Source organism: Ruegeria sp. AF1 (assembly GCF_056542125.1).
This window is the reverse complement of the sequence record NZ_JBQFZG010000001.1, coordinates 79,554-94,196: the sequence shown is the minus strand read 5'-3', so window position 1 is coordinate 94,196 and position 14,643 is coordinate 79,554. Positions and strand designations below refer to the sequence as shown.

General features: G+C 57.3%; 14 protein-coding genes. 11 read left to right on the top strand and 3 right to left on the bottom strand.

Going from position 1 to position 14,643, the window contains the following annotated elements:
* Positions 1–1,521: a CHAD domain-containing protein gene (locus tag ACR0BK_RS00440; protein WP_480553316.1), complete on the bottom strand. Its 1,521-nt coding sequence runs from the start codon at positions 1,519–1,521 to the stop codon at positions 1–3.
* Positions 1,522–1,732: 211 nt separating this feature from the next.
* Between ACR0BK_RS00440 and ACR0BK_RS00435 the strand changes: the two genes are divergently transcribed.
* On the top strand, positions 1,733–2,080 hold the full coding sequence (locus ACR0BK_RS00435) for a TfoX/Sxy family protein (protein ID WP_480472383.1): 348 nt from the start codon (positions 1,733–1,735) through the stop codon (positions 2,078–2,080).
* Between the two features lie 59 nt (positions 2,081–2,139).
* Here the strand turns inward: ACR0BK_RS00435 and ndk are convergent, their stop codons facing one another.
* Positions 2,140–2,562, bottom strand: coding sequence for a nucleoside-diphosphate kinase (gene ndk, locus ACR0BK_RS00430; protein WP_008757405.1), 423 nt, complete (start codon positions 2,560–2,562; stop codon positions 2,140–2,142).
* 115 nt (positions 2,563–2,677) lie between these two features.
* Positions 2,678–3,880: a multidrug effflux MFS transporter gene (locus tag ACR0BK_RS00425; protein ID WP_480553314.1), complete on the bottom strand. Its 1,203-nt coding sequence runs from the start codon at positions 3,878–3,880 to the stop codon at positions 2,678–2,680.
* Positions 3,881–3,987: 107 nt separating this feature from the next.
* Between ACR0BK_RS00425 and ACR0BK_RS00420 the strand changes: the two genes are divergently transcribed.
* The 10 genes from ACR0BK_RS00420 to ACR0BK_RS00375 all read left to right on the top strand — a co-directional run bounded on the left by ACR0BK_RS00420 (position 3,988) and on the right by ACR0BK_RS00375 (position 14,640).
* A complete protein-coding gene (locus ACR0BK_RS00420; protein WP_480553312.1) occupies positions 3,988–5,838 on the top strand; it encodes an ABC-F family ATP-binding cassette domain-containing protein in 1,851 nt (616 codons plus the stop codon).
* On the top strand, positions 5,835–6,227 hold the full coding sequence (locus ACR0BK_RS00415) for an ACT domain-containing protein (RefSeq protein ID WP_480472377.1): 393 nt from the start codon (positions 5,835–5,837) through the stop codon (positions 6,225–6,227). The genes ACR0BK_RS00420 and ACR0BK_RS00415 overlap by 4 nt, the downstream gene beginning before the upstream one ends.
* Entirely contained in the window at positions 6,224–6,844 is a 621-nt protein-coding gene (locus ACR0BK_RS00410) for a MarC family protein (RefSeq protein ID WP_480472375.1), read from the top strand. The genes ACR0BK_RS00415 and ACR0BK_RS00410 overlap by 4 nt, the downstream gene beginning before the upstream one ends.
* A 42-nt stretch (positions 6,845–6,886) precedes the next feature.
* Entirely contained in the window at positions 6,887–7,468 is a 582-nt protein-coding gene (locus ACR0BK_RS00405) for a retropepsin-like aspartic protease family protein (RefSeq protein ID WP_480472373.1), read from the top strand.
* Between the two features lie 48 nt (positions 7,469–7,516).
* Positions 7,517–8,137, top strand: coding sequence for an ImuA family protein (locus tag ACR0BK_RS00400; protein ID WP_480553311.1), 621 nt, complete (start codon positions 7,517–7,519; stop codon positions 8,135–8,137).
* A gap of 62 nt (positions 8,138–8,199) precedes the next feature.
* Positions 8,200–9,414, top strand: coding sequence for an MFS transporter (locus ACR0BK_RS00395; RefSeq protein ID WP_480553310.1), 1,215 nt, complete (start codon positions 8,200–8,202; stop codon positions 9,412–9,414).
* Positions 9,411–10,007 (top strand): YceI family protein, encoded by a 597-nt coding sequence (locus tag ACR0BK_RS00390; protein ID WP_480553308.1) that lies wholly within the window; start codon positions 9,411–9,413, stop codon positions 10,005–10,007. The genes ACR0BK_RS00395 and ACR0BK_RS00390 overlap by 4 nt, the downstream gene beginning before the upstream one ends.
* A gap of 80 nt (positions 10,008–10,087) precedes the next feature.
* Positions 10,088–11,308, top strand: a complete 1,221-nt coding sequence (locus ACR0BK_RS00385; RefSeq protein WP_480472365.1) for an MFS transporter — start codon at positions 10,088–10,090, stop codon at positions 11,306–11,308.
* A 206-nt stretch (positions 11,309–11,514) separates the two neighbouring features.
* Positions 11,515–13,233 carry a methionine--tRNA ligase gene (metG, locus tag ACR0BK_RS00380; RefSeq protein ID WP_480516754.1) on the top strand — a complete coding sequence of 573 codons (1,719 nt, stop codon included), beginning with the start codon at positions 11,515–11,517 and terminating at the stop codon, positions 13,231–13,233.
* A 249-nt stretch (positions 13,234–13,482) separates the two neighbouring features.
* A complete protein-coding gene (locus ACR0BK_RS00375) occupies positions 13,483–14,640 on the top strand; it encodes an efflux RND transporter periplasmic adaptor subunit (protein WP_480505461.1) in 1,158 nt (385 codons plus the stop codon).
* Positions 14,641–14,643 lie beyond the last annotated feature (3 nt).

The following is a 14,643-nucleotide window of genomic DNA, read 5'->3' as shown; positions in this document are numbered from 1 at the left end:
CTACTCCTTTTTGTGGTGAAACAGACTGCGGAACATGTGCCGGATTTCTTGCCCGTCGAACTGAAGGAAGCTTGCGACAACGCGTTTTCTTTCGGTCTTCTGACGTTGATCAAGCACAGCGATTAGGCCGCCCACGGACAAACCGATCTGCGCGTTTACGTGGCCTTGCGTATCGGCGTGCGACGCTACAAAGGTCAGCAACGCGTCTTGCTGCACAGAATAGTCGTTGAACAAACCAAGATTATCCTGAAGTTTTTTCAACGGTTTAAGGATCGTTCTCAATCCGTTCGCATCGAAGAGCGGGGCAAACAATTCCATCAGATATCTTAGTTTTTTGCATTCGATACGAAGCTCATGCACCGTCTTGTCTGGCGTATCATCGCTTATGCCGCGCGCCAGTTTGCACATCTTGCGATAATGCTTCCAGATCAGCGCGCAGGCATAGTCATACGTGCCGCGATGCGCGTTTGGTCCGAGGTCCAAGTGATCAGTACTGGTGAACATTGCGGTCAGGTCGGTCATGGACGTCGTGTAGTCGGCGCTGCGCAACCAGCGAGATAGGCGCAGTTGCTCTTGTGTACGTTCCGTTTGAAACTGATCAAACATCTCGGACAGTCCTGCGTGAAGGCTCGGCGGGATAAGATTGAAATACTTGTCTTTTTTCAGAAGGTAGACATCCAAATCACGCAGAGGTCCCGTGGGGGCCATAAGATCGGAAAAGAGCCGCTTCAGTTCGGCCGTCTGGGCCTCGGACAACACACCCTTGAACAGGCTGATCACTGACCTGATCTTGCGCAACGAAACCCGGTAATCGTGCAAAAACTCGGTGTCGATATCAGCGATCATGCCCTCCTCATTTTGCCGTGCAACCCTCAGATATATTTGAACGATTTTCGCAGCGACTTCGCTGCAAGGATCTGCTTGACCGAACTTTATTTCAGGCTTGGCCTGATAGGGAACCATGTCTGGAAACAGACTGGGATAGACCGTTTCAACGTCACGAACACCGCCCGAAACGCGATCGAGAGCGGAACGGACCAACTGATAGGCCTTCTTATACCCGCGCAACTGCTGAATTCGTACAATGGTTGCCTGCCCTGATGGCGTCGACATGTACGTTAAAGTTCCCCTGACTTTTGTCTTTTGCAGATCATCAAGCACGGCGAAGGTCTTTGCCTCGATCTCTCCAACACCAATCTGCGTCAGCGCCCGTAGTTCAGGAAAGTCGCTCAGCGCCTTCTGAACCGGCCCTTCTGGCAAGTCCCGTGCAAACCGCAGATGCCCCGAGTGCTGCTGAGACAAAGGGCCGTGGTCCTTCCGCAGCAGGTGCAACACCCCGCCAGTATCGATCAAAGCACGACCCGAGGCGCGCAGTGACTGATCGTGACAATCCAGCAATGCGAAAGCTGCGACGGGGCTATCGGGTGAAACTTTTTGGGAAAACCCGGCAATGGCATTTGCCAGAGCCGTTTCGTCAATCCTCGCTGGGAAAATGAACTGATCGCTTGACGATCTGGTCATGATACGCCTTTCCAGTTCAACTTCAGAAACCCCTTTACAGGTTTCTCAACGATCATATGCGCGCGCCCCTTGTTTGGTTTGGTTGCTCCAACGCCATCCAAGGTTCTCCTTTTCAGTCTCGGCTGAACCCGAAAGGACATCAAGGCATTATGCCTGCGACCGAGTGTAATCACGGGGTGACAGGCCTCGGGTGCCGAAGTAAGACACCGCTATGAGCGAACCAGTATCTTCGATCCGAAACCTTGGCCCCGCCTTTGAACAGGCCTGCGCACGTGCTGGTATTCATTCGGCTGAGGCGCTGCGAGAACTGGGGCCGGACGAAGCCTATGCCCGCCTGTTGCGCGCCGGCACCAGGGCGCATTTCATCGGATATTATGTTCTGGTGATGGGATTGCAGGGCCGCCCGTGGAACGATTGCAAGGGCGACGAGAAGAAAGCCCTGCGCGAAAGGTTCGACGCAATCAAAGCTGGTAACGGTGCTGCTCCGGAAAACCAGATGATTGCAGATCTGGACGCCATCGGAGTTCGTGTTGCACCAAAGGACTTAAAGCAGCTCTGAACGAATAAGGCCGCACCCAACCAAGGATGCGGCCCCTGTTTGTCACCAATGGCTGTGGCTTAACCGACCAGTTCAATGCCCGAGAAGAAGTATGCGATTTCAACCGCTGCGGTTTCCGGTGCGTCCGAACCGTGGACCGAGTTTTCACCGACCGATTCCGCGAATTCAGCGCGGATGGTGCCGGGGGCTGCGTCCGCAGGGTTCGTTGCGCCCATGACTTCACGGTTCTTTGCAATGGCGCCTTCGCCTTCCAGAACCTGAACAACAACCGGAGCCGACGACATGAATTCGCACAGTTCGTCATAGAACGGACGTTCGGCATGAACGTCATAGAACTTGCCAGCCTGAGCTTTGGTCATGTGAATGCGCTTTTGCGCCACGATGCGCAGGCCTGCTTCTTCGAACTTGGCGTTGATCTTGCCGGTCAGGTTGCGGCGGGTTGCATCGGGTTTGATGATCGAGAATGTGCGTTCCAGTGCCATATCGGCCTCTCCTTATAATGTGACGCGGGATCCGCGCCGAAATCCATCGCGCGCCGGGTATCACGGTCTTTGATCCATGAAAAGTGTAATGATGCCTTGCCGGTGGCTTTGCAGTTCAGATTGTTTCTGGCAAAGGGTCGACACGGTCCAGTCGACGAACGTAAAGCACCGCCATCAAGCCGGCAAAGCTACAGGCCCACATCATGCCCAGTACCAGATACGGCCCGTTTTCGGGGCTGACGAACGCGCCGGTCATTGAGGTCAGAACAGCTCCCAAAGCCACGATCATTGCCCCCGACAGCCCTGCCGCGCTACCTGCCAGCCCGGGGCGTACCGACATGACACCGGCCGCGGCATTGGCATTGGTCAAACCGTTGCCAAAGCCGACACAGATTGCCGAACCGAAGAAGACCCAGACCGATCCCAGATCAGCGAGAAACAGCATCAATCCGCAGAACGGGCCAGTTGAGGCCACGATCCGCCCCGACAATATCATTGTCGTCAGGCGCGTCCGGGCCGCAATCCGACCGGTGACAAAATTGCCAACCATGAACCCGCCGGTGATGATGCCAATCCCCAGCCCCAGCGTTGCTGGGCTCAGGTCGAACCACGCTGCGGCAACCAGCGGCGCACCGGTGATAAAGCTGTAGAACCCCCCAATCGAAAACGCCGCGCATAGGGCATAACCCCAGAACCTGCGGGCACGGAACAGGTGTGGGTATTCGCGCAGTTGGGCACCAAATGTGGACGAGCGGTTCGTGTTGGTTTCGCCCAGGTCGAACCAAAGCAGCACCAGCAACCCTGCTCCAAGCAACGAGTACAGGACAAACCCCGAACGCCAACCGAAAAGCATATCCAGCGCCCCACCCAACATCGGCCCAAGCATCGGGGCTAAGGCCATGGCCATCGCGACGTAACCGAGTTTGCTTGCCGCCTCATTCGGTGCGTAACGGTCTCTGATCGACGCGCTGGACAGGACCGAGCCGGCGACAACAGCAGCCTGAAGCAGGCGGAAGCCAAGAAAAACCCAGATCGATCCGGCCAGTGTGCATCCGATCGACGCAAGGACAAATATTGATATACAAATCAAAAGGATAGGTCTGCGCCCAAAGCGATCCGATAACGGGCCCATGATCAGTTGCAACACTGCCGAAACCGCCAGATACCCCGCGACCGACAGGTTCATCAGGCCGTAATCCACCGTGAAGTCTTCACTCATATGCGCCAGCGACGGCAGGAACATGTTGAGCGTCAGCACAGACAGCGCCGTAGCAAAGATCAATGTGATCAGGGATGGAGGTGTCCGGGCCGCGCGCATGTGAAAAACCGCTTCAAAAAGCAAACGAGACAGCGCTAACACATTGCTTGATGCTTGAAAATGCCAAGCCGCTGGCGGCGGCATCACACCTCTGCTAAGAGCGCCTCATGTTACGGATCGAAGACATCACCTATGCCGTTGAAGGCCGCCCATTGTTTGATGGCGCCAGCGCAACCGTACCAGACGGTCACAAGGTTGGCCTTGTGGGCCGGAATGGCACGGGAAAGACCACGCTTTTTCGCCTGATCCGCGGGGAACTGGCGCTGGAATCGGGGAATATTGCGGTCCCCAAGCGCGCCCGCATTGGCGGGGTCGCGCAGGAGGTCCCATCATCCAACGTTTCGCTGATCGACACTGTTCTAGCCGCTGATACCGAACGCAGCGCCCTGATGACCGAGGCTGGCGACGCAACGGATCCCACGCGAATTGCCGAAATCCAGACCCGGCTGGCCGATATCGACGCCTGGTCGGCCGAGGCCCGCGCGGCCTCAATCCTCAAGGGGTTGGGGTTTGACGACGCAGACCAATTGCGCCCCTGTTCGGATTTTTCGGGTGGCTGGCGGATGCGCGTGGCCTTGGCGGCGGTTCTGTTCTCACAACCGGATTTGTTGCTGTTGGACGAACCGACCAACTATCTGGACCTTGAAGGCGCGTTGTGGCTCGAAAGCTATCTGGCCAGGTATCCACATACGGTCATAATCATCAGCCATGACCGGGGCCTGCTGAACCGTGCCGTAGGGTCGATCCTGCATCTGGAGGATCGCAAACTCACCTATTACGCCGTGCCATATGACAAATTCGCTGAACGGAGGGCGGAACGTCTGGCACAGGCAGAATCCGAAAACGCCAAAGCCAAGGCGCGCATCGCTCATTTGCAGAGCTTCGTGGATCGGTTTCGATACAAGGCATCCAAGGCCGTTCAGGCCCAATCGCGCCTGAAAATGATCGAACGCATCCAGTTGGTCTCAACCCCGCAAGAGGCCGCGCTGCGTGCGTTTTCCTTCCCCGAACCCGAGGAACTGTCGCCACCGATCATCCAGATTGAAGGCGGTGTGACCGGTTATGGCGAAACCGAAGTACTGCGCCGCCTGAACCTGCGCATCGATCAGGATGACCGTATTGCGCTGTTGGGCAAGAACGGTCAGGGCAAATCTACCCTGTCCAAACTGTTGTCAGACCGGCTGCCCTTGATGGCTGGCAAGATGACCCGCAGCAACAAGCTGCGCATCGGGTATTTCGCTCAGCATCAGGTGGACGAGCTTTATGTGAACGAAACGCCACTGGACCACCTGCGCCGCCTGCGCCCGGACGAGGCGCCGGGCAAGTGGCGCTCGCGTCTGGCGGGGTTCGGCCTGAACGCGGCTCAGGCGGAAACCGAGGTTGGCCGCCTGTCGGGTGGGCAGAAGGCGCGCCTGTCGCTGCTGCTGGCAACCATCGACGCACCACATATGCTGATCCTCGACGAGCCGACGAACCATCTGGATATCGAAAGCCGTGAGGCGCTGGTCGAAGCGCTGACCGCCTATTCGGGTGCTGTCGTGCTGGTCAGCCACGACATGCACCTGCTGTCGCTTGTTGCCGATCGGTTGTGGCTGGTCTCGGACGGTACGGTCAAATCTTATGACAGTGACCTTGAATCCTATCGTGCCCTATTGCTGGCGCGTGACAAACCGGTGAAAGAAAAGCCACAAACAGAGAAGCCCAAACGCGCCTCGCGCGATACCATGCTGGCATTGCGGGCGGACCTGCGCAAATGCGAGGACCGGGTCGAGAAACTGACAGAGATGCACGACAAGCTCGCGGCAAAACTGGCCGACCCGACGCTTTACGAAGACGACAAGATCAACGATCTGGAAATCTGGAATCGCAAATTCGCCGAGGTGGTCGAGGCTATGCAAAAAGCAGAAGCGCTTTGGATCGCCGCTGCTGAGCGACTGGAACAGGCAGAAACGGTATGAGCGATCCTGTCGTTGAAACCAAAGCAATGATCGCGGGAATGCATCCCGAAATTCAACCCGGAGAATTCGCATTTGTAGTCTGGCCCGAAGATATGGACTGGCCCGACGGGACACGCGCCAGTTACGTCGAGGCCGAAGGGCTGTCTTTAGTCGTTCCGATCAATTGCGCACCAAAAGAGGCGGTCGCTATGCGCTGTATCACGCTTCAGGTGCACTCCTCGCTGGAAGGCGTGGGTCTGACCGCTGCAGTCTCGGGGGCGTTGGCACAGGCCGGAATTCCGGCAAACATGGTCGCGGGCTATCACCACGATCATGTTTATGTTCCCTCCGGACTGGCCGAAGACGCCCTGAGAATTTTGAAACATCTGCAACAGAGTAGCAAAGAGTGATTGACACCGCATTTCTGATCACCGCGTTCACAACGCTTTTCGTGGTTCTTGATCCACCGGCGCAAACGCCGATTTTTGTGGCCCTGACCCAGAACATGGATTGGCACACGCGCCGCTCTGTCGCTGTTCGCGCGTGCCTGACTGCTGGCGGCATTCTGGCGATGTTCGCGGCCTTCGGCGAAGCGCTGCTGGGATTTGTCGGCATCTCGATGGAGGCGTTTCGTGTTGCGGGGGGTGTTTTGCTGTTTCTGACCGCGCTCGATATGCTGTTTGAACGCCGGACCAAACGTCGTGAAAACAGCGCCGAAGAGGAAGAACATCCGGACCCGTCTGTGTTTCCACTGGGTATCCCACTGATTGCAGGGCCCGGTGCGATTGCCACTATGATCCTGCTGGCCGGTCAACATCCCGGCATTCAGGGCCTGGCCGTGGTCATCGGCGTTATGCTGGTCGTTCTGGCAATGGTTTTTGTGATGTATCTTTCATCAGGGGCCGTGGCACGGCTTTTGGGGAAAACCGGATTGAACGTGTTGACCCGGCTTCTTGGGATGCTGCTGGCTGCATTGTCTGTTCAGTTCATTCTCGATGGCCTCAAGGCCTTTGGATTTGCATCTTAAATCCCCATATTCACAAGGTTAGAGGGATTTCCGGGTAACCGCATGGACAGTTTCGACATTGGACGCCTGATCTATCTGGCCCTGCTGGGGGCGGCGCTGCTGATGTGGTTTGTCACGCATAATCGGCAGTCGCTTAGCAAGACATTCCAGCAGGTTATGGCATGGGTGTTCATATTCGTCGGGGTCATCGCACTGGTCGGCCTGTGGGAGGATATTCGCTCCTCGGTCGGTCCCGCACCGCAGATGAGTGTCACCGGAAACTCGGTTGAGGTTCCCCGCGCCTATGACGGCCATTATTACCTTCCGGTTCTGGTGAATGGTGAGCTGATTACCTTTCTTGTCGACACCGGTGCCAGCCAGATCGTGTTGAACGCGCAGGATGCCAAACGGGCAGGCATTGATCCCGATCAGCTGAGTTATTTCGGGCGCGCCTTGACTGCAAACGGTGAGGTGCGTACCGCGCCGGTGCGGCTTGAGACCCTGACGATAGGACCCATTACGGATCAGAACGTTTCGGCCTGGGTCAACGAGGGTGAGCTGGATAAATCGCTTTTGGGGATGGAATATCTGCACCGTTTTTCAAGCATTCAGTTTGCGGATGGCAAGCTGATCTTGTCTCGTTAATGCTCCTCACCTCTTGAGAACAAAAGTGGAACATGATAGCTTGCAGGTATGTCTGCTCAGCTTCTTGGCCACAAACCTGCGCGTCAGGTACCGGGGGTAAATCTCCATTCGCAGATCACCCTGCAACCGGGCCGCATGCACGAGGCTTGCGGCCCCGCCCGGCGCAGCTTTGCCATCTGGCTGGCCGGTCAGACACAGGGGCCCGTGCTGTGGATTTCCCCCGCGTGGGAGCCCGCCCAACTGAATCCCGACGGAATGATGGCCTTTGCTGATCCGGCGCGTTTTCTGTTCGTCCATCCCACCCGCGCCGAAGATCTGCTATGGTGTATTGAAGAGGCGCTGCGCAGCGGAGCCATCCCGCTGATCATAGGCGACCTGCCCGGCGCGCCGGGGCTGACACCAGTGCGGCGGATGCATCTGGCCGCAGAACAAGGCGGCACGATGGGCCATGCCCCGCTTGGCCTGCTGCTGACGCCCGGTGATGGCGGCGCACAAGGGGTTGAGACACGCTGGCACATAGCCGCCGCCCATCAGGGGGATGCCAGGCACTGGACCCTGACCCGCCGCCGCGCCCGCGCCCTGCCCCCGGTCAGCTGGCAAGCCACTCAGACCGCTGCCCGCACCGGTCTGCACCTGAAACGCATTGAAACAGAGGACATTCTGACGTGAAGCCGCAAGGATCACGCAAGATGTGACTGGCCAAACTCCGGATCGCACCCTAGCGTCGCCGCATGAGCCATCCGATCCATGACAGCCGCTATTCCTGGATACGCCTTCTGATCACGCTCGCCATCGCAACTGTGGCGAATGTGGGAATGTGGGCTGTAATCGTGGTCATGCCCGCCGTCGAAGCAGAATTCAGCGCCGGTCGCGCCGAAGCCTCGATGCCATATACACTTACGATGATTGGATTTGCGCTGGGCAATATGTGGCTGGGGCAACTGGTGGACCGGCTGGGTGTGACACGCGCCCTGATCGGCGCTGCTGTTTTAAGCGCCTTCAGTTATCTATTGGCAACGCTGGCCCCGAATATAACGCTACTATCCGCGGCGCATCTGCTGGTCGGGCTGGGAACATCGATCGGATTTGGGCCCTTGATCGCCGATATCTCGCACTGGTTCATGAAACGGCGTGGAATCGCCGTCGCACTGGTGGCCAGCGGGAATTACCTGTCTGGGGCAATCTGGCCTACTCTGCTGTCCGGTATTCTGGCACGCGACGGCTGGCAACAGGTCTATCTGACATTGGCGGCTCTGACGTTGCTGGTTGTCATCCCCCTGTCCTTGTTGTTGCGCCGCAAGGTCCCAATCGAAGCGCACAACACAGCCGCGGCCACAGCCCGGATCAACGCACACAGTGTCGGTGTTTCACCACGCGTGTTACAGTACATTCTTGGTCTGGCCGGCATTGGATGTTGCGTAGCGATGTCCATGCCACAGGTCCATATCGTGTCGTATTGCGTCGGGCTGGGATACGGCCCCGCAGTGGGGGCTGAGATGCTATCGCTGATGCTACTGGGCGGCGTCGCCAGCCGTATCGTCTCGGGCCTGTTGGCCGACCGTCTCGGTGGCGTCATGACACTTCTGATCGGCTCTGTATTGCAGTGCATCGCGCTGTTCCTGTTCCTGCCGTATGACGGGATAGTCTCACTTTATGTGATCAGCTTGCTATTCGGTCTGGCGCAGGGTGGCATCGTGCCCAGCTACGCTTTGGTTGTCCGCGAATACATGCCGCCGCAAGAAGCCGGCGCGCGAGTCGGATTCGTCATGATGATGACAATTCTTGGCATGGCGCTTGGTGGCTGGATGTCAGGCTGGATTTACGATGTCACCGGAAGTTACCAACTGGCTTTCGTCAACGGAATTCTTTGGAACGGCTTGAACATTGCCATCGTTCTGATGTTGATCAAAAGATCCCGCCCCAGACGGGACACGGTCATGGCATGACACACCTGACCCGTCGCTTCGTACTTACGGGGATGGCGGCTCTGCCTTTGGCGAATACGGTGCAGGCCGCCTTGAAGCCATACAATTTGTCACTGAACGGCACCCGGGTCGGTTTTACCTATGACCTCTCCGGCATTCCCCAGACCGGATCAATGCTGATCCGGGACGCGAACGTGGAAATTGACACGCAACGCCTGCAAAACAGCCGGGTCACGGTGGTGCTGGACGTTACCAAGGCCAGAACCCGCTTGCCCTTTGCCCGCATGCCGATGCTCGGCCCCAGTGTATTGGACGCCGAAACCTATCCGACAATTCAGTTCGTATCGACTGACATTCAATTGGGGGCGGATGGGCGCATATCGGATGGTGCCCGCATCACAGGTGAACTGACAGTTCGCGGTATCACGCGCCCGGTCACCTTGGAGGCCAACCTGTACCGCCAGCCTGGTACAGCCGCGAACGACCTGAGCCGCCTGTCCATAGGTTTGATCGGGACTTTGAACCGGCACGATTTCGGTGCCTCGGGTTATCCCGATCTGGTAGGACAACATGTTGGGCTGGACATTCGTGCCGAGATCATTCGAGCAACCTGACTGACAAAAAGCAAAAAACGACTGGATAAAGTCGAATAGTTGCGCGCATTGTCCGGTGACGCCGCCTATCTGAGAAAACCATGCGCACGATCATTTCATTTGCCGCCCTGTTTCTGTCGGTCATTCTGCTTCAGCTATCAACAGGCGGCGTCGGGCCACTGGATGCCATTTCCGGGATCACGTTAAGCTTTTCGACCGAACAGATCGGTATGCTGGGTTCGGCGCATTTTCTTGGCTTTTTCATAGGTTGCTGGTGGGCGCCGCGACTGATGGGCAGCGTCGGGCATTCCCGCGCATTTGCCGTATGCACAGCGCTGGGCGCGATGGGGTTGATCGGCCACACCCTGACAGACAATCCTTATGTATGGGCGGCGCTGCGCATCGCCTCGGGCACATGTGTGGCAGGCTGTTATACCGTCATCGAAGCCTGGCTGAATGCAAAAGTAACCAATGAGACACGTGGACGAGCCATGGGCACCTATCGCATCGTCGATATGGGTGCCTCGCTGAGTGCTCAGTTGATCATCGCTGTCCTGCCACCCGCCTCGTATGTATCCTACAACCTCTTGGCGATCCTGTGCTGCGCCTCGTTGCTGCCGCTGACGCTGACACGCGCAAGTCAACCGAAGACGCCTGACGCCCCCCGCCTGCGCCCGAAACTGGCGTGGCACAGTTCGCCGTTGGCCGTTGCGGGCGTCATTGTTTCGGCACTCAGCTCAGCATCTTTCCGAATGGTCGGGCCCGTCTACGGTCAGGAAGTCGGGCTGGGAGTGGATCAAATCGCCTTCTTCCTAGCTTCTTTCGTTCTGGGCGGGGCACTGGCGCAGTATCCGATGGGGTGGCTCGCTGACAAGTACGACCGGCGCTGGGTCTTGATCTGGCTTTCGGTCGCGGCGGTACTAAGCTGCGGGGTCACAATGGCGGCAAGCGACACGGGAACTGTCGGTGTCATGCTGGCAGCAGGGCTTTTTGGGTTTACGACATTCCCGATCTTTTCGGTGTCATCCGCACATGCCAACGATTTTGCGACAACCGAGCAGAGGGTCGAGTTGTCTGCCGCCCTGATGTTCTGGTACGCGCTGGGGGCAATTGCGTCACCCTATATCACATCAACACTGATCCAGGATTTTGGACCCAGCGCGCTGTTTGCATTTGTCGCGGTCGGCCACGTATTCCTGATCGGCTTCGGCCTGGCCCGAATGCGGTCGCGTCCAACACCCGCGGAAAGAACCAATTACGTCTACGCACCGCGTACATCCTTTACGGTCGGAAGGTTGCTGAAACGCGCCCGCGAGGAATGAAAAGCGAGCCCGCAGCCCTGCATTGCGGAGAGTCTGCGAATTGGCTGACTACAATCTGACCGTATTGTAACGGCCATCGGCGGCTTGGTCGTCCCATCAGGGGCGCGTCACAAATCAGAGTTATTCCAGTCATCTACGAAACCGGGCTTTTGCTGAGCGGTGACATAGGTTAGACGAACGCGCAGTTAGATATGCGGAAACGGAATATGGCTCGGATTCTCATCACCTCGGCAATCCCATACATCAATGGGATCAAGCACCTCGGCAACCTGATCGGCTCGCAACTGCCTGCCGACTTGTATGCACGCTATCAGCGTGGCCGGGGGAACGAGGTCATGTTCCTGTGTGCCACCGACGAACACGGCACCCCGGCCGAACTGGCCGCTGCTAAAGCTGGAAAGCCTGTGGCCGAGTATTGCGCGGACATGTACGAAATTCAGGCCGACATCGCCAAGCGTTTTGGGATGAGCTTTGATCACTTTGGCCGTTCATCCAGCGAGCAGAACAAAAAGCTGACCCAACATTTCGCCGGGAAACTGGATGAGGCCGGGTTGATCCGTGAAGTCACGGAAAAGCAAATCTATTCCAACGCGGATGGTCGTTTTCTTCCCGACCGCTATATCGAGGGCACCTGCCCCAATTGCGGGTATGAGAACGCACGTGGCGACCAGTGTGAAAACTGCACCAAGCAGTTGGATCCAACCGACCTGATTGAACCGCGCTCGGCCATTTCGGGCTCGACCGATCTGGAAGTGCGTGAGACCAAGCACCTCTATCTGCGCCAATCGGCAATGAAGGATCAGTTGGATGCCTGGATTGACAGCAAAACCGACTGGCCGATCCTGACCACATCCATTGCCAAGAAGTGGCTGCATGATGGCGACGGGTTGCAAGACCGGGGGATCACCCGCGATCTGGACTGGGGTGTTCCGGTCAAGAAAGGCGATCAGGACTGGCCCGGTATGGAAGGCAAGGTCTTCTATGTCTGGTTCGACGCGCCGATTGAATACATCGCCTGTGCCAAGGAATGGGCGGATTCCACTGGGAAACCCGATTCCGAGTGGGAACGCTGGTGGCGCACCGACAAGGGCGCGAACGATGTGCGCTATGTCCAGTTCATGGGCAAGGACAACGTGCCGTTTCACACGCTTTCTTTCCCCGCCACCATTCTCGGGTCGGGCGAGCCGTGGAAAATGGTCGACCACCTGAAATCCTTCAACTATCTAAACTACGACGGCGGCCAGTTCTCGACCTCGCAGGGTCGTGGCGTTTTCATGGATCAGGCGCTCGAGATTCTTCCAGCTGACTACTGGCGGTGGTGGCTGCTGAGCCATGCACCGGAAAGCAGCGACAGCGAGTTCACGTGGGAGAACTTCCAACAATCCGTGAACAAGGATCTGGCCGATGTTCTGGGCAACTTCGTCAGCCGCATCACTAAGTTCTGCCGCTCGAAATTCGGTGAGGTGGTGCCCGAAGGCGGTGAGTTTGGCGAGCGTGAGAACGCTCTGATCGATGAACTTACCAAACGTGTCCGCGCCTATGAGGCGCATATGGAAGCAATGGACGTCCGCAAATCGGCTCAGGAGCTGCGGGCCATCTGGGTGGCTGGCAATGAATTCCTGCAAGCTGCGGCGCCGTGGTCAACCTTCAAGGAAGACCCCGAACAAGCCGCTGCACAGGTGCGTCTGGGTCTGAACCTGATCCGGTTCTATGCCGTGCTCAGCGCGCCGTTCATCCCTGATGCTGCGGCCAAGATGCTAAGCGCCATGAACACGCTTGATACCAGCTGGCCGGAAGACGTAGCCGCAGCGTTGAACGCGCTACCCGCGGGTCACGACCTTACCGTGCCAGACGTTCTGTTCGCCAAGATCACAGACGAACAGCGCGAAGAATGGCAGGCAAAATTCGCTGGTAAACGCGGCTGACCACCCTGATATTCGGATACTCAAACGGGGGCCGTTGGCCCCTGTTTTCGTTCGGCACCTCGGAACGGGCCGACACCTAAACCAGCTTACTTGCTCAAATTTTTGGCGTCATCGCGAACCACCTCGGGATTCATCGCGCTTGAGAAATCGTGGTAAACAAGCCATCCTGCAAACAAGTTTTGTCGACTCGCGCGATTGTGACCGCCGGGATGGACACCAATTGTTTCTGAAATGCACGAGGCTTTCGCCATGTCCCAAGTTTTCCCTTTTCCAACTCAGGCCCGCAATCCAATTGCCACCGCATTATTGCTGATATCCCTGGGACTGGCCCAACCTGCAACTGCACAGGACGAAGGAGCGGCACCGAAAGTTACGATTGCGGCCGCCTACACCGAAGAAATCACCGACGAGGCTTCCTTCATAGGGCGCGCTCAGGCGATCAATAAGGTCGACATCGTCGCCCGCGTGAACGGTTTTCTCAACAGCCGAAATGTCGAGGATGGGGCAACGGTCAAAGAAGGCGACCTGTTGTTCACCATCGAACCGGACCTTTACGAAGCGACATTGGAGGCCCGAAAAGCTGATCTGAACCGGGCCGAGGCAAATCTTGAGTTGGCCAAGGTTGACCTGGCGCGTAAGGAAGAGCTTTACAAGCGCGACGCGACACCTGAATCCGAACGTGACATCGCGCGGGCAAACGAACTGGTCGCCGAGGCTCAGGTCAAGGCTGCAAATGCAGCGATCCAGCAGGCCGAACTGGACCTCAGCTATACACAGATCCACGCGCCTTTTGATGGGCGTATCGGCAGCATCACCACCAGTGTCGGCGATGTGGTAGGCCCGACCAACCCCCCGCTGGTGAACATTGTCAGCGAGACGCCAATCTATGTGAATTTCTCGCTGAACGAAAAACTCTTCACTTCGGTTCTTCAGACCGTTGGCGCAAATTCCGCTTCTCTTGCAGACAGCCCGCAAAGCCCCAATGTGCATATCACGCTGCCAAATGGAACCAAGTTGGATGAAACAGGCAGGATCGTATTCGTTGACAATCGTATCGACCCGTTGACCGGTGCGATCACAATGCGCGCCCAGTTCGAAAATGCCGACCGTTTGATCCTGGATGGTGCATTCGTGAATGTGCAGATTGAAGCGCTGCAACCAACCCTGCAAGTTCTGGTGCCGCAAGCTGCACTGCAACGCGACCAGCGTGGTGACTTTGTTCTTGTAGTAAACGACAAACAGATGGTGGAGCAGCGATACATCACCACAGGCAACACGGAAGGTACTGCCATCATCGTTACGGAAGGCTTGCGTGAGGGCGAAAGCGTGATTGTCGAGGGCCTGCAACGGGTCCGCCCCGGCGTGGCCGTTGACGCGGTCGTCGCTTCTGAACAGCCGGGAGAATAAACG